19 protein-coding genes are annotated in these 17,609 nt (G+C 69.6%); 14 read left to right on the top strand and 5 right to left on the bottom strand.

Annotation, left to right across the window (positions count from 1 at the left end; all coding sequences use genetic code 11):
- The 13 genes from AC6EI8_RS15100 to AC6EI8_RS15040 all read left to right on the top strand — a co-directional run.
- Window positions 1–1,067, top strand: a 1,067-nt coding sequence (locus AC6EI8_RS15100) for a sensor histidine kinase (RefSeq protein ID WP_498382282.1), incomplete at its 5' end; no start/stop codon positions are given.
- The gene (locus tag AC6EI8_RS15095) at window positions 1,067–1,693 is read left to right on the top strand and encodes a response regulator transcription factor (protein WP_498382281.1); all 627 of its coding nucleotides are present in this window, start codon (window positions 1,067–1,069) and stop codon (window positions 1,691–1,693) included. The genes AC6EI8_RS15100 and AC6EI8_RS15095, both read left to right, overlap by 1 nt.
- 288 nt (window positions 1,694–1,981) lie before the next feature.
- Window positions 1,982–3,502 carry an aldehyde dehydrogenase gene (gene adh, locus AC6EI8_RS15090; protein ID WP_498382280.1) on the top strand — a complete coding sequence of 507 codons (1,521 nt, stop codon included), beginning with the start codon at window positions 1,982–1,984 and terminating at the stop codon, window positions 3,500–3,502.
- 126 nt (window positions 3,503–3,628) lie between these two features.
- On the top strand, window positions 3,629–4,042 hold the full coding sequence (locus AC6EI8_RS15085) for a DUF779 domain-containing protein (protein ID WP_498382279.1): 414 nt from the start codon (window positions 3,629–3,631) through the stop codon (window positions 4,040–4,042).
- Window positions 4,043–4,131: 89 nt separating this feature from the next.
- Entirely contained in the window at window positions 4,132–5,082 is a 951-nt protein-coding gene (locus tag AC6EI8_RS15080) for a tripartite tricarboxylate transporter substrate binding protein (protein ID WP_223819739.1), read from the top strand.
- A 23-nt stretch (window positions 5,083–5,105) separates the two neighbouring features.
- Window positions 5,106–5,882 carry an ABC transporter ATP-binding protein gene (locus AC6EI8_RS15075; RefSeq protein ID WP_150084034.1) on the top strand — a complete coding sequence of 259 codons (777 nt, stop codon included), beginning with the start codon at window positions 5,106–5,108 and terminating at the stop codon, window positions 5,880–5,882.
- Window positions 5,879–6,895, top strand: a complete 1,017-nt coding sequence (locus AC6EI8_RS15070) for a PQQ-dependent catabolism-associated beta-propeller protein (protein ID WP_149318734.1) — start codon at window positions 5,879–5,881, stop codon at window positions 6,893–6,895. Before AC6EI8_RS15075 ends, AC6EI8_RS15070 begins: the two co-directional genes overlap by 4 nt.
- Window positions 6,888–8,102 (top strand): ABC transporter substrate-binding protein, encoded by a 1,215-nt coding sequence (locus AC6EI8_RS15065; protein WP_498382278.1) that lies wholly within the window; start codon window positions 6,888–6,890, stop codon window positions 8,100–8,102. Before AC6EI8_RS15070 ends, AC6EI8_RS15065 begins: the two co-directional genes overlap by 8 nt.
- A gap of 12 nt (window positions 8,103–8,114) precedes the next feature.
- Window positions 8,115–8,939, top strand: a complete 825-nt coding sequence (locus AC6EI8_RS15060; protein WP_395896335.1) for an ABC transporter permease — start codon at window positions 8,115–8,117, stop codon at window positions 8,937–8,939.
- Window positions 8,940–8,950: 11 nt separating this feature from the next.
- A complete protein-coding gene (locus AC6EI8_RS15055; protein WP_498382285.1) occupies window positions 8,951–9,733 on the top strand; it encodes a quinoprotein dehydrogenase-associated SoxYZ-like carrier in 783 nt (260 codons plus the stop codon).
- A gap of 101 nt (window positions 9,734–9,834) precedes the next feature.
- Window positions 9,835–10,770 carry a quinoprotein relay system zinc metallohydrolase 1 gene (locus AC6EI8_RS15050; protein ID WP_498382284.1) on the top strand — a complete coding sequence of 312 codons (936 nt, stop codon included), beginning with the start codon at window positions 9,835–9,837 and terminating at the stop codon, window positions 10,768–10,770.
- A gap of 295 nt (window positions 10,771–11,065) precedes the next feature.
- Window positions 11,066–12,799 carry a PQQ-dependent methanol/ethanol family dehydrogenase gene (locus AC6EI8_RS15045; protein WP_498382277.1) on the top strand — a complete coding sequence of 578 codons (1,734 nt, stop codon included), beginning with the start codon at window positions 11,066–11,068 and terminating at the stop codon, window positions 12,797–12,799.
- A 118-nt stretch (window positions 12,800–12,917) separates the two neighbouring features.
- On the top strand, window positions 12,918–13,259 hold the full coding sequence (locus tag AC6EI8_RS15040; RefSeq protein WP_498382276.1) for a c-type cytochrome: 342 nt from the start codon (window positions 12,918–12,920) through the stop codon (window positions 13,257–13,259).
- A gap of 97 nt (window positions 13,260–13,356) precedes the next feature.
- Here the strand turns inward: AC6EI8_RS15040 and pqqE are convergent, their stop codons facing one another.
- From pqqE to pqqA, 5 genes are all read right to left on the bottom strand, one after another.
- Window positions 13,357–14,529, bottom strand: coding sequence for a pyrroloquinoline quinone biosynthesis protein PqqE (gene pqqE, locus AC6EI8_RS15035; protein ID WP_498382275.1), 1,173 nt, complete (start codon window positions 14,527–14,529; stop codon window positions 13,357–13,359).
- On the bottom strand, window positions 14,501–14,746 hold the full coding sequence (gene pqqD, locus AC6EI8_RS15030; RefSeq protein WP_190286398.1) for a pyrroloquinoline quinone biosynthesis peptide chaperone PqqD: 246 nt from the start codon (window positions 14,744–14,746) through the stop codon (window positions 14,501–14,503). The genes pqqE and pqqD overlap by 29 nt, the downstream gene beginning before the upstream one ends.
- 23 nt (window positions 14,747–14,769) lie before the next feature.
- A complete protein-coding gene (pqqC, locus tag AC6EI8_RS15025) occupies window positions 14,770–15,462 on the bottom strand; it encodes a pyrroloquinoline-quinone synthase PqqC (RefSeq protein WP_498382274.1) in 693 nt (230 codons plus the stop codon).
- Window positions 15,459–16,376, bottom strand: a complete 918-nt coding sequence (gene pqqB / locus AC6EI8_RS15020; protein ID WP_498382273.1) for a pyrroloquinoline quinone biosynthesis protein PqqB — start codon at window positions 16,374–16,376, stop codon at window positions 15,459–15,461. The genes pqqC and pqqB overlap by 4 nt, the downstream gene beginning before the upstream one ends.
- Window positions 16,377–16,461: 85 nt before the next feature.
- Entirely contained in the window at window positions 16,462–16,536 is a 75-nt protein-coding gene (gene pqqA / locus AC6EI8_RS15015; protein WP_006578070.1) for a pyrroloquinoline quinone precursor peptide PqqA, read from the bottom strand.
- Between the two features lie 105 nt (window positions 16,537–16,641).
- Here pqqA and AC6EI8_RS15010 point away from each other — a divergent pair.
- On the top strand, window positions 16,642–17,609 hold a 968-nt coding region (locus tag AC6EI8_RS15010; RefSeq protein ID WP_498382272.1), incomplete at its 3' end, for an alpha/beta fold hydrolase.

Here is a 17,609-nt window from a genome sequence, read left to right as displayed (position 1 = left end):
TGGACTGGAATCCGCGCAGCGAGGAAAGCGAGGCGCTGAACACCTTTGCCGGCCAGCTGGCCACGTTGATGCTGTACAGCGCGCTGCTGTTCGCCGGCATCGCCTGGTCGGCACGACGGGCGCTGGCCCCGCTGCGCGGGATGCTGGCGGCAATCCGCCGATACGAGCACGCCGAATACGATGCGGCGCTGCCCCCGACCCGGATCGCCGAGCTTGACGCCATCCGCCGGGCGTTGCAGCAGCTCGCCGCGGCGCTGGCGCAGGCGGAGGCTTCCCGTCGCGCGTTGAGCCTGCGGCTGCTCGATGCGCAGGAGCACGAGCGGGCGCGCATCGCGCGCGAACTGCACGACGAGCTTGGCCAGACGTTGACCGCGATGCGGGCCGACGCCGCCTACCTGTCGCGCCGGCTGGCGCATGACGCCGGGCTGCGCGGCGTGGCCGACGGGCTGTCGCAGCATGGCGCGCGCATCCAGCAGGATGTCCGCTCGCTGCTGCATCGGCTGCGGCCGCATGGCACGCAGCCGGGCAACGGGCCGGTGCCGCTGGCTCGGATGCTGCAGGACTTGCTGCAAGGGTGGCGCACGCAGCCGGACTCGCGCACGGACTTTCGCCTGGAGATAGAGCTCGGCGCGGTGGCGGTACCGCCGGCGCTGGCACTGGCGCTCTACCGCATGACGCAGGAGGCCCTGACCAACGCGGTACGGCACGCCGGCGCCGGGACGGTTCAGGCCCGCGTGGCCGCCAACGCCGCCGGCGATATCGTCTGGTGCGTCGAGGACGACGGCCGCGGCATCGCCGACCTCGGCGCCGCGCTCGAGGCCGGCTGCGGACTGGGCGGCATGCGGGAACGGGTGTGGGCCCATGGGGGCGAGCTGGAGCTGGGCGCCTCGCGGCCCGGCGAAACGCAGCCCGGGCTGAAGCTGCTTGCGCGTTTCCCTGGCGCGCTGGCGGCACCTGCCGCCGTCGCGACGATTTCGAAGGGTGCGGCCGTTGCGGCGGTGCATGCGCCAGACATCACGACCCGCGCCGGCGCCCCCGGCCACGGCTGCCTGCCGGAGCTGGCCTGATGATGCCGCTGCGCGTCGTACTCGCCGACGACCATGCCGTCGTGCGGACCGGCTACCGCCGCCTGCTGGAGCTGGACGAGCGCCTGCAGGTCGTCGGGGAGTTCGCCGACGGCGATGCCGCCTATCTCTGGCTCAGCCGCCACCCTGCCGACGTGCTGGTGCTGGACCTGTCGATGCCGGGCCGCGGCGGGCTCGAAGTGCTGCGCTGCCTGAAGGCGCGCGTGCCCGCCCTGCGCGTGCTGGTCTTCAGCATGCATGACAGCCCAGCCATCGTCGCGCAGGCGCTGCGCGCGGGAGCGGACGGCTATCTGACCAAGAGCAGCGCACCGGACCTGCTGGTCGACGCGGTGCATCGCGTCGCGGCCGGCGAGCGGCCGCTGTCGGACGATATCGCCGGCCTCGCCGGCGAGGGAGACCCGAAGGCGCTGCCGCACATGCGCCTGTCGCCGCGCGAGTTCGATCTGTTCCGCCTGCTGGTGCGCGGTATCGCGCTCGAGGACATCGCCGCGCAGCTCTACCTGAGCACCAAGACAATCGCCAATTACCAGACGCTGATCCGCAAGAAGCTGGGACTGGCCAACGTCGTCGAGATGTACCGCTATGCGCGCGAGCACGGCCTTGACTGAAGGCGGAACCGCAGACCGCGGGACCGTTGGCCATGGCCCCTTGATCGCGGACCGTTGATCGCCGGCCGCAGTGCGATTGCTCCATTTCGGGACACCGGGGACAGGGCCGCGATTAGCGACGCAACAGTGCGGGCGCGCATCACGGGCGAACCATGCCGAAAAACGGCGGCCGGCAAATGGCACGCTCCTTGCGCTGAGGGAAGCGGACTGACCGGACACCCGGTCGCCAAGACAGCAGCGCAACCGCAAGACAAACGCAAGACAGACGATTCGTCAGGAGACACCACCATGAACCATGCGGAACTGAAATTCCTCGATATCGAATTCCCGTACAAGGCGTCCTACGACAACTTCATCGGCGGCAAGTGGGTGCCGCCGCAATCGGGACAGTACTTCAACAATCTGTCGCCCGTCACCGGCCAGGCGTTCTGCAAGATCGCCCGCTCCAATGCCGACGATATCGAGCTGGCGCTGGACGCCGCGCATGCGGCCAAGGCGGCCTGGGCGCGCACCTCGCCGGCCGAGCGCGCCAACGTGCTGAACCGCATTGCCGATCGCATGGAGGCCAACCTGAAGCGCCTCGCCGTCGCCGAGACGATCGACAACGGCAAACCGCTGCGCGAGACCATGGCCGCCGACTTGCCGCTGGCGATCGATCATTTCCGCTATTTCGCCGGCGCGGTGCGCGCCCAGGAAGGCGGCATCTCGGAGATCGACCACGACACCATCGCCTATCACTTCCATGAGCCGCTGGGCGTGGTCGGCCAGATCATCCCTTGGAATTTCCCGCTGCTGATGGCGACGTGGAAGCTGGCGCCCGCGCTTGCCGCCGGCAACTGCGTCGTGCTCAAGCCCGCCGAGCAGACCCCGGCCTCGATCATGGTGCTGCTGGAGATCATCGGCGACCTGTTGCCGCCGGGCGTGCTCAACGTCGTCAATGGCTTCGGCCTCGAGGCCGGCAAGCCGCTGGCCTCGAACAAGCGCATCGCCAAGATCGCCTTCACCGGCGAGACCACCACCGGCCGGCTGATCATGCAATACGCCAGCCAGAACCTGATTCCGGTCACGCTGGAGCTCGGCGGCAAGAGCCCGAACATCTTCTTCGCCGACGTGCTCGACAAGGACGACGCCTTCTTCGACAAGGCGCTGGAAGGCTTCGCGATGTTCGCGCTGAACCAGGGCGAGGTCTGTACCTGCCCGTCGCGCGCGCTGATCCAGGAATCGGTCTACGACCGCTTCATGGAGCGGGCCATCAAGCGTGTCGAGTCGATCAAGCAAGGCCATCCGCTGGACCGCAGCACGATGATCGGCGCGCAGGCCTCGCAGGAACAGCTCGAGAAGATCCTGTCGTACATCGACCTGGGCAAGCAGGAAGGCGCGCAGCTGCTGACCGGCGGCGAACGCGCGCAACTGGGCAATGGCCTGGAGAACGGCTACTACATCAAGCCGACCGTCTTCCGCGGCCACAACAAGATGCGCATCTTCCAGGAGGAGATCTTCGGGCCGGTGGTATCGGTGACCACCTTCAAGACCGAGGAAGAGGCGCTCGAGATCGCCAACGACACGCTGTATGGCCTCGGCGCCGGCGTGTGGACGCGCGACGGCACGCGGGCCTACCGCTTCGGCCGCGCGATCCAGGCGGGCCGCGTGTGGACCAACTGCTATCACGCCTACCCGGCCCACGCGGCGTTCGGCGGCTACAAGCAATCGGGCATCGGACGCGAGAACCACAAGATGATGCTGGACCACTACCAGCAGACCAAGAACCTGCTGGTCAGCTACAGCCCGAACGCGCTCGGCTTCTTCTGACCGACGGGCCTGGCAACGGCCGTCGCCCTCGCCAGGCCGGATCCTGGCGTCCTGTGCCGCCGCAAGCGGCAGGGACGCCGGGCTCCCGGCTTCGCGCGGACGACGGCATCTTTGTGGATTCCGACCATGCATACCCCCCTGCCCCCACGCGTGATCGCCACCGACGCCGCGCTCGCGCTGATCGCGCAGCTGACCGGTGACCACGGCCCCATCCTGTTCCACCAGTCCGGCGGCTGCTGCGACGGCAGCGCGCCGATGTGTTTTCCGCGCGGCGAGTTCCTGGTCGGCGGCAGCGACATCAAGCTCGGCGAGATCGGTGGCGCACCGTTCTACATGAGCGAATCGCAGTTCGAATACTGGCGGCACACGCAGCTGATCATCGACGTGGTGCCCGGCAATGGCGGCATGTTCTCGATCGAACGCGCCACCGGCATGCGCTTCCTGACCCGTTCGCGGCTGTTCACCGCCGAGGAGGCCGACCGGCTCGCCGCGGTGCCGCCGCAACGGGCAACCGTCGACTATCCCGACCTCGCCGCGTGATGGCGCCCGCGCCGATCCTTCCGATGCCAGGGCGCCGCGCGCTGACGATCGCGCTTGGCGCGCTGGCCGCGCGCGCGGCGCTTCCGGCCATGGCGGCCACAACCGTCACGCCCGGCGCGGGCGCCAATCCGGCCGCCGGCTACCCCGCGCACCCGCTGACGATGATCGTGCCCTGGCCCGCGGGCGGCGCCACCGATCTGTCGATGCGGGTATTGGCCGAACTGGTCGGGCACGAGCTCGGCCAGCCGGTGGTGGTCGAGAACCGCGCCGGCGCCGGCGGTGCCCTGGTCGGCGCGCTGCTTGCCGCGGCAAAGCCGGATGGCTACACCATCGGCCAGTTGCCGGTGACCGTCTACCGGCTGCCGCACCAGCAGAAGACGACATGGCAGCCGCTGCGCGATATCCAGCCGGTGGTGATGATCTCCGGCTATACCTTCGGCGTGGTGGTGCCGGCCGACAGCCCGTTCCGCAGCTTCGGCGACCTGGTCGCCTGGGGACAGGCCCATCCCGGCGCGCTGACGGTGGGCTCCTCCGGCATCGGCACCACGCCGCATCTGGCGATCGAGGACGTGCTCGGCCGCAACCGCGTCCGCTATCTGCATGTGCCCTACCGCGGCATCGCCGACCAGATGCTGGCGGTCGCCGGCGGTGCGTTGATGGCGGGCGTCAGCGCGACCGGCTTCGCGCCCTATGTCGACAGCGGGCGCCTGCGGCTGCTGGCCCTGTTCAGCGAACACCGCTCGCCCCGCTGGCCCGACGTGCCGACCATGAAGGAGCTCGGCTATCCCGACGCGGTCCACAACTCGCCCTATGGCATCGGCGTGCCGCGGGGCACCGACCCGCGCGTCGTGCGCCGGCTGCACGACGCCTTCGCCCGCGCCATGCGCCACCCCCGGCATCTGGCCGAACTGGCCAGGTACGACCAGGAACTGACGTATCTCGATACCGAGCGGTACGAGGCCTATCTGCGCGGCGTGTGGGCGCGCGAGCGCGAGTTCGCGCAACGGCTGGGCCTGGCCGCCGGCAAGGAGCCATCGTGATGAGCCCCACCCTGGCGGCGGCGATGCGGGCGGATGCCGAATCGAGCGAAGCAACTGGCGATACCGCCCCGGCGCTGCGCTGCGACGGGCTGGTCAAGCGCTTCGGCAGGCAGGCGGCGCTCGATGGCGTATCGCTGTCGGTTCGCCCCGGCGAATTCGTTGCGCTGCTCGGGCCGAACGGCGCCGGCAAGACCACGCTGTTCCAGATCCTGACCGGGTTGTTCGTCGCGGATGCCGGCCGGGCCGAGGTGATGGGCGCCGACATGCGGGAGCATCCGGCCCGCGCGCTGGCCCGGCTCGGCATCGTCTTCCAGCAGCCGGCGATCGATCTGGACCTGTCGGTGCGCGACAACCTGCTGTTCCATGCCGACCTGCATGGCCTTGCCCGGCGGCAGTCCTTGCCGCGCATCGCCGCCTTGCTCGCGCACTTCGGGCTTGCCGAGCGCGAACGCGCGCCGGTGCGCGCGCTGTCGGGCGGCAACCGCCGCAAGGTCGAACTGGCCCGCGCGCTGCTGCACGAGCCGGCGCTGCTGCTGATGGACGAGGCGACGGTCGGACTCGATCCGGCCTCGCGCGCGCAGATCGTCGACGAGGCCCGCCGCCTTGCCGCCGAACAATCCACCGCGGTGCTGTGGGCCACGCACCTGGTCCAGGAGATCGCCGCCTGCGACCGTGTCGTCGTGCTGCACCGGGGCACGGTCCGCTTCGACGGCACGCCGGCGATGCTGTGCGCCGCCACCACGCAGCACGACCTCGAACGGGCCTTCCTGGCCCTGACCGCCTCGGAGGCATCGCCATGAGCCACCTGCCACCGGTACCGCGTATCCGCTGGGTCGTCGGTGCCACCCTGGTCGCGACCGCCGTGCTGGTGCTGGCCGGGTGGTCCGAGACGGCATACCCCGCCGGCGGCGGCCAGGTCATCGTTTCCAGCGAGAAGGACGGCAGCCTGACGTTCTACGACGCGGCCAGCCGGCAGGTGTCCGCCGTGCTGCCGCAGTGCCGCCGGCCGCGCCATCTGCAGTTGTCGCCCGACCGCACGCGGCTCTATGTCGCCTGCAGCGACGACGATCGCGTCGATGTGGTCGACGTCCGCACGCGCAAGACGCTGGCCGCGCTGCGCGTCGGCGACGACCCGGAAATGTTCGACCTGAGCCCGGACGGCAGGACGCTCTATGTCTCCAACGAGGAAGAGTCCCTGCTGACCGCGGTCGACACTGCGACCGGGCAGAAGCGCTTCTCGGTGGCCGTCGGCGATGAACCGGAGGGTGTCAAGGTCAGCGCCGACGGCAAGCGTGTCTACGTGGCCTCCGAAGTGGCCAATCTCGTCCATGTGATCGACGTGGACAGCCGCAAGATCGTTCGCCATATCCCCGTCGGCAACCGGCCGCGGCGCTTCGCGCTGTCGCCCGACGGCAAGGAGCTGTGGGTCAGCAACGAGCTCGCCGCCAGCGTGTCGATCATCCGCACCGACACGCTGCAGGTCGCGCACGTGCTGACCTTCGCGCCGAAGGGGTTTCGTGCCGACGACGTGACGCCGGTAGGGCTGGCCCTGTCGCGCGACGGCAGGCGCGCCTATGTCGCCCTCGGGCGGGCCAACCATGTGGCGGTGGTCGATGTCGCCGCGCGGCGCGTGCTCGACTACGTGCTGGTTGGCCGGCGCGCGTGGGGGGTGGCGCTGACGCGCGGCGATGCGCTGCTGTACGTGACCAACGGCATGTCCGACGACGTCAGCGTGGTCGACACCGCGCGTGCCAAGGCGGTGGCGACGCTGAAGGCCGGGCGCGTACCGCATTCGGTGGCGATCGATGACTAGGCTCGCGTTGCTGCGTCCGCTCGCCGTGTGCGTGTTGCTGGCCGGCATATCGACGGCTACACGAGCCGCTGCGGCAACGGCTGCGGCGCGCGCTGGCGCGGCCGAGCTGCGCATCGGCGTCGTCAGCCTGGGCGACGATCCGCGCTACGAGTCCAGACGGCTGGAGCAGCGCTATCCCGGCCACCCCGAGGGCAGGCCATTCGACGGCATGCGCGTGGCCGCGGCCGAATCCCGCCTTGCGCTCGAGGCCGCGGGGCTGGCGCTAAAGCTCGAGGCCGCCGAAGCGCGCGACGCCGAGGGGGCGGCACAGACGGCCGCCATGCTGGCGCGCCAGGGCATCCGCTACATCGTGCTCGATCTCCCCGCCGACGCCGTGCGCGCGGCGACCCGCGCGGTAAAGCCCGGCGAGGCCTTGCTGCTGAACGTCTCGTCCGACGACGACGCGCTGCGCGGGCAAGCCTGCGCGCAGCACCTGCTGCACACACTGCCGAGCCGGCGCATGCAGGCCGACGCGCTGATGCAGGCGCTGGCCGCGCGCAAATGGCGCAAGGCGCTGCTGCTGACGGGCCCCGCGCCGGAGGATCGCGCGTGGCAGGCGCTCTATCTGCAGGCGGCCCGGCGCTTCGGGATCGCCTGGGCCGCGCAGCGGGACTTCCGTCTGTCGAACGATCCGCGTGAACGGGAGCTGGCCAACGTCCGGCTGCTGACGGGCGGCCCGGATCACGACGTCGTGGTGGTCGCCGATGCCGACGGCGAGTTCGCGCGCACGCTGCCGTACGCCACGCAACTGCCGCGCCCGGTGGCGGGCGCCAACGGCCTGACCGCGATGGCGTGGCACCGGGCCTGGGAGCGCCACGGCGGCCCGCAATTGAACCGGCGCTTCCTCAAGGCCGCCGGCAGGCCGATGAGCGGGCACGACTGGGCCGGCTGGGTCGCGGTCAAGGCTGTCGTCGAAGCGGCCACGCGCGCGCCGAAGGCGCCGTTTGCCGAGCAGGCCCGGAGCCTGGTCTCCGGCGATGTCGTCATCGATGGCTTCAAGGGCCCGCGCCTGAGTTTCCGGCCCTGGGACGGGCAGCTGCGCCAGCCGGTGTTTCTTGCGCATCCCGACGGCGTGGCGGCGGTCGCCCCGCTCGACGGCTTCCTGCATCCCAGGAACAACCTCGACACGCTGGGCGCGGACGCGCCCGAGACCGCGTGCCGCCGCTGACAGCCTGCCGCCATGATGACCTCCATCTCTCCCCTGCTCCATCGCTGGCGCGCGCTGCGCGCGGTCGCGGGCCGCGAGCTGCGCAAGTTCCTGCGCCAGCCCGGCCGCCTGATCTCGTCGCTGGTGCGGCCGCTGCTGTGGTTCCTGGTATTCGGCGCGGGCTTCCAGAACGTGTTCGGCGTCGCCATCATTCCGCCCTACGACACCTATGTCGAATACAAGGTTTATCTGACCCCCGGCCTGCTGGCGATGATCGCGCTGTTCAACGGCATGCAATCCTCGCTGGCGATGGTCTACGACCGCGAAATGGGCGTGATGCGGCTGCTGCTGACGGCCCCGCTGCCGCGGCCCTGGTTGCTGGCGTGCAAGCTCGCGGCCGGTGCGCTGCTGTCGCTGCTGCAGATGGCGGCGTTCCTGCTGGTCGCCGTGCTGTTCGACGTACCGATCGCGTATGCCGCGCTGCCTATGCTGTTCGCGGCGATGACGCTGGCCGCGCTGATGCTCGGCGCGCTCGGCCTCGCGCTGTCGGTGCATGTGCGGCAGTTGGAGAACTTCGCCGGCATGATGAACTTCGTGATCTTCCCGATGTTCTTCATCAGCACCGCGCTGTATCCGCTGTGGAAGCTCGAGGAATCCGGGGCCGAGCCGATCCACCAGCTGGCGCGGATCAACCCCTTCACGCATGCGGTCGAGGCGATCCGCTTCGCGCTGTACGGGCAGGCGGCCTGGGGCAGCGTCGCGGTGGTGGCGGCCTGCGCCTGCCTGTTCTTCGGCGTGGCGCTGCTCGGCTACGACCCGCAGCGCGGCATGGCAAGGCCGCTGGGAAAACGGGCGTGAGGCCGCCTGTCGTGCCGCGCCGTCATGGCAGGCAAAGCCGTGCGTGGCTCGGGACGCTGCTGGCCCTGGCGTCGGCGCTGGCGCGTGCGGCCGCCGATGCCGACCCGTTCGCCTCGCCGCAATGGCCCACGCTGCGCGGCGAGATGCTGGGCAACGCGCCCGCGGTGTTCGACGCGCGCGTGAAGGTCGTCGGTCCCGCCTTCGCCGAAGACGCGCTGAACGTGCCGATCGCCTTCGACGCCTCGGCGCTGGGCGAAGTGGACCGGGTCGTGGTCGGGGTCGACCGCAATCCGATCCGCAAGGTGCTGGCGTTCACGCCGGGCAAGCTCAAGCCGGCGCTGTCGTTCCGCTTCAAGCTGGAACAGGGCTCCCCGGTACGGGTCGCGGCCCGCACCCGCGATGGCGTCTGGCATGTCGGCGGCCTGCTGGTCGACGCCGCCGGCGGCGGCTGCACGGTGCCGGGCGTGACGCGCAAGGACGGCTCGTGGAGCGTGACGCTGAACCGGGTCGAGGCCCGGCGCTTTGCCGCGCTCGATGGCGGCGGCGGCCGGATCCGGGTCCGCGTGATGCATCCGATGGACACCGGCCTGGTGGCGGGCATTCCCGCCTTCCATATCGAGCAGCTGGCGCTCGTCGACGGCCGTCGCGAACCGCTCGGCACGCTCGAGCTGCACGAGCCCGTGTCGGAGAACCCGATCTTCTCCTTCGACCTGCGCGAGCCGGCGCCGCAGCCGCTGGCGGTGACCGGCCGCGACAACAACGGCAACCGTATCGACGCGCGGGTGCTGCCATGAGGCGCCTGTTGGCCGCGCTCGCCGTGCCGATTGCCCAGCTGTTTGGCTTGCCGTTCTCCCTGCCGTTCTCCCTGTCGATCGCCCTGTCGATCGCCCTGTCGATGGCCCTGCTGCTTCCCGCGCCGGCATTCGGCGACGACCCCGCAGCAGGGGCGCTGCGGCCGCCCGACTACCGCCTCGCGCCGCGCGATATCGGCGACGGCATCTGGCTGTTTGAAGGGGCGAATGCCGACTTCGCCGTCGGCAACGGCTGCAACATCATCAATACGGCCTTCATCGATACCGGCGACGGCGTGGTCGTCGTCAATACGGGGCCGTCGCGGCGCTACGGTGAGCAGCAGCGCGCGGCGATCGCCAGGGTGACGAAGGCCCCGGTCCGCCTGGTGCTGAACCTGAACCTGCATCCCGACTACTTCTTCGGCAACCAGGCCTATGCCGACGCCAGTCCGGCCGCGCTGGCCGGTACCGTCGCCGGCGCGGCGCGCGAGGCCGGCGCGTATGCCGACAACCTGTATCGGCTCTGCGGCGACTGGATGGCGGGCACCGAACCGGCGCCGCCCGTCACGACCATCGAGCCGGGACCGCGCACGATCGGACGCCATCGATTCGAGCTGCTGCGCCTGCAGGGCCATACCGGCGACGATCTGGTGCTGATCGACCATACCGCGCGCGTGATGTTCGCCGGCGGCCTGGCCTTCCGCTCGCGCATCCCGACCACGCCGCACGCCGACATTCCCCGCTGGCTCGCCAGCCTCGACGTGCTGGAACGCCGGATGCGCGAGGACGGATTGCGCCTGCTGGTGCCAAGCCATGGCCCTGCGCTCGACGGCGCCGATGCGATCGCGCAGACGCGCGACTACCTGCGCTGGCTCGACGCCCGGCTGCGCCAGGCGGCCCGCGAAGGCCGCGATCTCGCCGAGGTCATCGCGATGCCGGTGCCGGCGCCGTACTCGGGCTGGGCCGCGATGCCGGCCGAATACCTGCGCAACGTCACGCACCTGTACCCGGCCTATGAACGGGAGGCTCTGGTGCCATGAACCGTGCCGCTGGTACCCGCGAGGGATGCTCCATTCCGCGACAGCGTTGTTGCGCGGTGGCGCGGTACGGCCCGGTATGGCGCATCCGCGCGCGCGATCGCGGCGAAAAGGGTTCGCAAGCAACGGGAATTTTTCACGGCCGGCGTGGCACGCGAATTGCGGATTGGCGCACCGGCGCGGCATCGCCGATCGGCCTGTGCCGCGCCTGTGGAAGAACCACCGGGAAATCCGCGACAGGGTTGATCGAAACCGATGATCGAAGCCGATCATCGACAAAAAGAGAGAGGAGCAAACGATGAGCAAGTTGAAGGTGCTGGTGCTGGCCGCCGCGTGCGTGACCAGCTTCGCCGCGCGGGCCGCCGTGACGGACGCGATGATCGAGAACGACGCGAAGAGTCCCGGTGATGTGCTGTCGTGGGGGATCGGGCCGGAGGGCCAGCGCTTCTCGCCGCTGGCCAGGATCAATACGAAGAACGTCGCCCGCCTGGTGCCGGCGTGGTCGTTCTCGTTCGGCGGGGAGAAGCAGCGCGGCCAGGAATCGCAGCCGCTGATCCATAACGGCAAGATGTTCGTCACCGCTTCGTACTCGCGGATCTTCGCGCTGGATGTCAAGACCGGCGCGAAGCTGTGGAAGTACGAGCATCGCCTGCCGGAAGGCATCATGCCGTGCTGCGACGTGGTGAACCGCGGCGCCGCGCTGTACGACAAGCTCGTCATCTTCGGCACGCTGGACGCGCAGCTGGTCGCGCTCGACCAGGACACCGGCAAGGTGGTGTGGAAGGACAAGATCGACGATTACGCGGCCGGCTATTCGTACACGGCGGCGCCGATGATCGTCAAGGGACTGGTGCTGACCGGCGTATCGGGGGGCGAGTTCGGCGTGGTCGGCCGCGTCGAGGCGCGCGATGCCAGGACCGGCCGCCTGGTGTGGATCCGCCCGACCGTCGAAGGGCATATGGGCTATCGCTTCGACGCCGAGGGCAACAAGATCGAGAACGGCATCACCGGTAACCTGAACGCCAGCTGGCCGGGCGAAACCTGGAAGACCGGCGGCGCGGCGACCTGGCTCGGCGGCACCTACGATCCCAAGACCGGGCTGGCCTACTTCGGCACCGGCAATCCGGGGCCGTGGAACAGCCATCTGCGCAAGGGCGACAACCTCTACTCGTCGTCGACGGTGGCCATCGATCCTGCCACCGGCAAGATCGTCTGGCATTACCAGAACACGCCGAACGACGGCTGGGATTTCGACGGCGTCAACGAGTTCGTGACCTTCGACCTCGACGGCAAGCGCGTCGGCGGCAAGGCCGACCGCAACGGCTTCTTCTACGTCAACGATGCAAGCAACGGCAAGGTGCTGAACGCCTTTCCGTTCGTCCGCAAGGTGACCTGGGCCAAGGACATCGACCTGAAGACCGGCCGGCCCAACTTCGTCGCGGAAAGCCGTCCTGGCGACCCCGCCGACCAGAAGAAGGGACAGTCGGTGTTCGCCGCGCCGGGCTTCCTCGGCGGCAAGAACCAGCAGCCGATGGCGTTCAGCCCGCAGACGGGCCTGTTCTATGTGCCGGCCAACGAATGGGGCATGGACATCTGGAACGAGCCGATCACCTACAAGAAGGGCGCGGCCTTCCTCGGCGCCGGCTTCACCATCAAGCCGCTGAACGACGACTATATCGGCGCGTTGCGCGCCGTCGATCCGAAGACCGGCAAGATCGTCTGGGAGGTCAAGAACAACGCGCCGCTGTGGGGCGGCGTGATGACGACCGGCGGCGGCCTGGTGTTCTGGGGCACGCCCGAGGGCTACCTGAAGGCGGCGGACGCGAAGACCGGCAAGGAGCTGTGGCAATTCCAGACCGGCAGCGGCGTGGTGGCGCCGCCAGTCACCTGGGAAGAAAACGGCGAGCAGTTCATCGCCGTGGTGTCGGGCTGGGGCGGCGCCGTGCCGCTGTGGGGCGGCGACGTGGCCAAGCGCGTCAACTTCCTCGAGCAAGGCGGCTCGGTGTGGGTGTTCAAGCTCAGCAAGGTCTGAGCGCTTGCCGTACAGGCCGGCGCGCGAGCGTGTGCATCGACGCGTGCGTTGATGCGTGTGTTGGCGCATGTGTTGGCGCATGCGGGGACGGCGCCGGCCGCATTCGAATGGGTGATTCATGCTGAAAGAACGGATTCGACGTATCGCGCCGCGCGGCGCGGTTGCCCTCGCCTTCGGCCTGGCCCTCGCCGCCTCGGCGCAGGCGGCCCCGGACATCAGGGCGCTGGCCGACAAGAACGGCTGCTTTTCCTGCCACGGCATGCAGGGCAAGCTGGTCGGCCCCGGCTTCGCCGAGGTCGCGGCCAGGTACAAGGGTGACAGCGAGGCCACCGGCAAGCTGGCCCGCAAGATCCAGGAGGGCGGCAAGGGGGTATGGGGGCGGATTCCGATGCCGCCGCACCCCTCGCTGAAGGACGAGGAGGCCAGGCAGCTGGCGGCGTGGGTGCTGGAGGCCGGTTGATCCGATCGGGGCCCCGCGTGAGCGAGGTCCCGCGTCATACGGAAAAAGGAGAGGCGCCGGTGCGCCTCCCTTTCTTGATGTCATGCGCCGCGGTCCGCTACGGCTCGCTCAGTCGCAGCGAATTGGCGTCGGTACGGAACAGCAGCGGCGCCTCCCTGCCCCGCTGCACGCGCCCCTGGGACAGCACGGCGGCCAGCCGCCCCTGTGCCACGATCGCACGCACGCGATCGTGATCGTCCGACCTCTCGCAGACCGGGTCCGTCGCGTCGGCATCGCCGGTCAGCTGCCATGCCTGGCAGCGGCAGCCGCCGGCATCGGCCTCCTTCTCGTCGCAGGATTGGCACGCGCCCTTCATCCACGCGGTGCCGCGATAGCGGTTGAACGCCTCGCTGTCGAACCAGATGTCGCGCAGCGGCATGTCGGCGACGTTCGGCAGCGAAAGTCCCGGCAGCATGCGCGCGGCGTGGCATGGCAGCGCGGTGCCGTCCGGCGCGACGCCCAGGAACGTCGTGCCCCACCCGTTCATGCACTTCTTCGGGCGCGTCTCGAAATAGTCGGGGACGACGAACAGGATGCGGCAACGAGAACCGATACGCAGCCGATAGCGCTCGACCACCGCCTCGGCCTCGCGCAGCTGCGCGGCATCGGGCATCAGCGCGAGGCGGTTGCGCCAGGCCCAGCCGTAGTACTGGGTGTTGGCCAGTTCCAGGTATTCGGCGCCCATCTCCAGCGCCATCTCGATGATGGCGCCCACATGCGGCAGATTGTGCCGGTGCAGCACGCAGTTCATCACCATCGGATAGCCGTGCGCCTTGATCATGCGCGCCACGCGCTGCTTCAGCTCGAAGGTGCGCGTGCTCGACAGGAAGTCGTTGAGCTCGCGCGTCGAATCCTGGAACGACAGCTGGATATGATCGAGTCCCGCCTCGCGCAGCGCGCCAAGGCGTTCATCGGTCAGCCCGACACCGGAGGTGATCAGGTTGATGTAGAAGCCGAGCCGGCGGGCATGCGCGACGATCGCTTCGAGGTCCTTGCGCATCAGCGGCTCGCCGCCCGACAGTCCCAGCTGCACCGCGCCCAGGGCTCTCGCCTGCGTCAGCACGTCGAGCCATTGCACGGTGCCCAGCTCCGCGCCGTGCCGGGCATAGTCGACCGGATTCGAGCAGAACGCGCAGTGCAGCGGGCAGCGATAGGTCAGCTCGGCCAGCAGCCACAGCGGCGGGCCGGGGCGCACGCCGGCCTCAGGCGAGCCAGCCGCGTTCGAAGGCATGTTTGACAAAGGCATGGACCTCGGCGGCGATTCCTTCGATGTGATAGGCGCCCTGCAGTTCGTCGATCAGCATGTCGAGCGTGCGCGAGCCGTCGCAGCGGCGCAGGATCGCCGCGGCGCTTTCGTTCAGCGTGACCATGCCCTCGGGATACAGCAGCACCCACGCCTGCTGCGCCTCCTCCCATTGCAGGCGGAGCGTGCGGTGCAGGGTCGGCATGCAGGTGCCTGTGGATGGCGCGGTCATGGATAGGCCTTCTCGATGGCATCGAGCATCGACCACAGCACGTCGAGCTTGAACTGAAGGATCTCGAGCGCGCGCCGCTGTTCGGCCGGCGTGCGGAAATGTTCGAGCGTCACGCGCAGGCCATGGTCGACGTCGCGCTGGGCGAGCGGAATGCGCGTGCGGAAGTAATGCAGCCCGTCCCGCTCGATCCAGGGGTAGTGCTCGGGCCAGCCGGCCAGCCGCTGCCGATGGATCTCCGGTGCGAACATCTCCGTCAGCGACGAGCACACCGCTTCCTGCCATGAGGCGCTGCGCGCGAAATTGACGTAGGCGTCGACGGCGAAGCGCACGCCGGGCACGACGAGTTCGTGCGACCACAACGCCTGGCGCGGCAGGCCGACCGCCTCGCCCAACCGGACCCAGGCCTCGATGCCGCCGGGCTCGCTGTCGGTGCCGTCGTGGTCGAGGATGCGTTGGACCCACAGTCGGCGGGTCTCGCGGTCAGGGCAGTTGGCCAGGATGGCGGCGTCCTTCTGCGGGATGCGTACCTGGTAGTAGAAGCGGTTGGCCACCCAGCCGCGGATCTGCTCGGGGGTGCACTGTCCCGCCGCCATGCGGCGATGGAATGGATGGTGAATGTGGTAGCCCGACTGCTTCGCGCGCAGTTGCGATTCGAACTCGGCCGGGCTCCAGGCGCTGGCCTGCGTCATAGCGCGATCTCCATGCCGTCCCAGGCGACCTCGATGCCGCGCGCGTCCAGATGGCGGCGCTGCGGCGATCGCTCGTCGAGAATCGGATTGGTGTTGTTGATGTGGATCAGGATCTTGCGCGAGGCCGGCAACGCGTCCAGCAGCTCGATCATGCCGCCGGCGCCGGACAGCGCCAGATGACCCATCTGCGCGGCGGTCCTGTTCGACAGGCCCAGCCGCAGCATCTCGTCGTCGACCCAGAAGGTGCCGTCGACCAGCACGATATCGGCGCCGCGCAGCTCCTCCATCAGGTCCGGCGTGATCCGCCCAAGCCCGGGCGCATAGAACGCGCGCGTACCGGTGGCGGTGTCGACGATGCGCAGGCCGATATTGTCGCCACGCCGCGGCGCGTGGCGGTTCGGCGAATACGGTGGCGCCTTGCTGTCGAGCGGCACGGCCGTGATGGCCGCTCGCTGCAGCGGCGCGATGTGCAGCGGCTCGCCGTCGAGCGGCAGCCGATGCCGATCGAGCCCGCAGTAGTGTGACAGCACGCGCGCCAGCGGCAAGGCGTCCGACAGATCGGCGAGCACCGGCTCGGTGGCATACAGCGGCAGGCGGCGCTGATGTTCCCGCAGCATCAGCAGCCCGGTCACATGATCGATCTGCGCGTCCATCAGCAGAACGGCCGCGATGCCGGTGTCGCGCCGCTCGCGCGCGGGCTGCAGGGCCGGCGTGGCGCGGATCTGCGCAAGGATGTCGGGGGACGCGTTGACCAGCAGCCAGTCCAGGCCGTTCTCGGTCAGCGCGATCGAGGATTGGGTGCGCGGCACCGCGGACACCGCGCCGCGGCGCACGCCGTCGCAATTGGGGCAGTTGCAGTTCCACTGCGGAAAGCCCCCTCCCGCAGCCGATCCCAGAACCCTTAACGTCGTCATCGCAGTGTTGCGGCGCCGTGCGCCCGTTTTATTCTTTTGGTGTGACAGTCCCCGCCAGCGCGGGGACCGGCTTGCACGCTGACCGTCAGCGATTGGCGATATACATCGTGATCTCGAAGCCGAGGCGAAGATCGGTATAGGCGGGCGTGGTCCAGTTCATGAGGTCTCCTTCGATGTGGTTGCTTGGCACGGACTGTGATTGCCGAGTCGGAGCGGGCGGCGGCACGGTGCCCCGCCCTTCCGCATCGACTCCGAGGCAACATCCATGCCCGACACCGCACGACAGCAGCACGATTCCCACCGCATTGAAGACCGCGTGTTCTGGCTGCGCACCGCGGACATGCACCGCCTGCACGTCCGCCTCCACGGCCGGCCGGATGGCGATCCCTGGCTGGTACTGCATGGCGGCCCGGGCAGCGGCTGCTCCGTGTCGATGGCCGGCTGGTTCGATCCGGCGCGCCAGCTGGCGATCCTGCCCGATCAGCGCGGCGCGGGCCGCTCGCGCCCGGCCGGCATGCTCAGGCGCAACACCACCGGCGCGCTGCTCGCCGATATCGAACGACTGCGTACGACCCTGGGGATCGAGCGCTGGCATGTGGCCGCCGGCTCGTGGGGCGCGTCGCTGGCGCTGGCCTACGCGGGGCGCTGGCCGCAGCATGTGGCCGGGCTGGTGTTGCGCGGCAGCTTCCTGACCGGGCGCGACGATATCCTGCGGCTGTTCGCCGCGCGTGCCCGCGGCATGTCGGTGCTGCCCCCTGGCGGCGCCGACTTTGCTGCGGCGCAAGCACGCCGCGGCTCCGCCGAAGCGCAACAACGTTGCGCCATCCGGCTGCTGCAGAATGGAACAGGTGTTCAACAACGGGACACCGCGCGGCGATGGCGCATGGTGGAACGCGCGCTGCTGGGCGAGCACGCCGCGCTGCGTCGACCGGCCCATCCCGCCCGGAACGACGCCGCCCTGCGGCGCAAGTACCGGATCCAGGCGCACTACCTGCAGCGGCGCTGCGGCCTTGGCAAGCCCGCGCTGCTGCGCTGCGCCGCCGCCATGGCGCGGCACCGCATCCCCACGATCCTGTTGCACGGCGCGCGTGACCGCGTCTGCCGCCCCGGTAATGCGGCCCGGCTGCAGGCCGTCATGCCACACGCCATGCTGCGCGTGGTATCCGGGGGCGGGCATCTCGCCGCCGGACCCATGGCCGATGCCTTGCGAGCCGCGATCCGCGAGTTGTCGGC

Source organism: Cupriavidus sp. R6-3, from assembly GCF_059772245.1.
This window is presented reverse-complemented; position numbering and strand designations above follow the sequence as displayed.

Excerpts from the sequence above, each read along its gene's own strand:
- AC6EI8_RS15080 (WP_223819739.1), top strand. The coding sequence starts at position 4,132 with ATGGCGGCCACAACCGTCACGCCCGGCGCGGGCGCCAATCCGGCCGCC.
- AC6EI8_RS15075 (WP_150084034.1), top strand. The coding sequence starts at position 5,106 with ATGCGGGCGGATGCCGAATCGAGCGAAGCAACTGGCGATACCGCCCCG.
- AC6EI8_RS15060 (WP_395896335.1), top strand. The coding sequence starts at position 8,115 with ATGATGACCTCCATCTCTCCCCTGCTCCATCGCTGGCGCGCGCTGCGC.
- AC6EI8_RS15085 (WP_498382279.1), top strand. The coding sequence starts at position 3,629 with ATGCATACCCCCCTGCCCCCACGCGTGATCGCCACCGACGCCGCGCTC.
- AC6EI8_RS15065 (WP_498382278.1), top strand. The coding sequence starts at position 6,888 with ATGACTAGGCTCGCGTTGCTGCGTCCGCTCGCCGTGTGCGTGTTGCTG.
- AC6EI8_RS15070 (WP_149318734.1), top strand. The coding sequence starts at position 5,879 with ATGAGCCACCTGCCACCGGTACCGCGTATCCGCTGGGTCGTCGGTGCC.
- pqqB (WP_498382273.1), bottom strand. The coding sequence starts at position 16,376 with ATGACGACGTTAAGGGTTCTGGGATCGGCTGCGGGAGGGGGCTTTCCG.
- AC6EI8_RS15040 (WP_498382276.1), top strand. The coding sequence starts at position 12,918 with ATGCTGAAAGAACGGATTCGACGTATCGCGCCGCGCGGCGCGGTTGCC.
- AC6EI8_RS15050 (WP_498382284.1), top strand. The coding sequence starts at position 9,835 with ATGGCCCTGCTGCTTCCCGCGCCGGCATTCGGCGACGACCCCGCAGCA.
- pqqC (WP_498382274.1), bottom strand. The coding sequence starts at position 15,462 with ATGACGCAGGCCAGCGCCTGGAGCCCGGCCGAGTTCGAATCGCAACTG.
- AC6EI8_RS15045 (WP_498382277.1), top strand. The coding sequence starts at position 11,066 with ATGAGCAAGTTGAAGGTGCTGGTGCTGGCCGCCGCGTGCGTGACCAGC.
- adh (WP_498382280.1), top strand. The coding sequence starts at position 1,982 with ATGAACCATGCGGAACTGAAATTCCTCGATATCGAATTCCCGTACAAG.
- AC6EI8_RS15095 (WP_498382281.1), top strand. The coding sequence starts at position 1,067 with ATGATGCCGCTGCGCGTCGTACTCGCCGACGACCATGCCGTCGTGCGG.
- pqqD (WP_190286398.1), bottom strand. The coding sequence starts at position 14,746 with ATGCCGACCCTGCACCGCACGCTCCGCCTGCAATGGGAGGAGGCGCAG.
- pqqE (WP_498382275.1), bottom strand. The coding sequence starts at position 14,529 with ATGCCTTCGAACGCGGCTGGCTCGCCTGAGGCCGGCGTGCGCCCCGGC.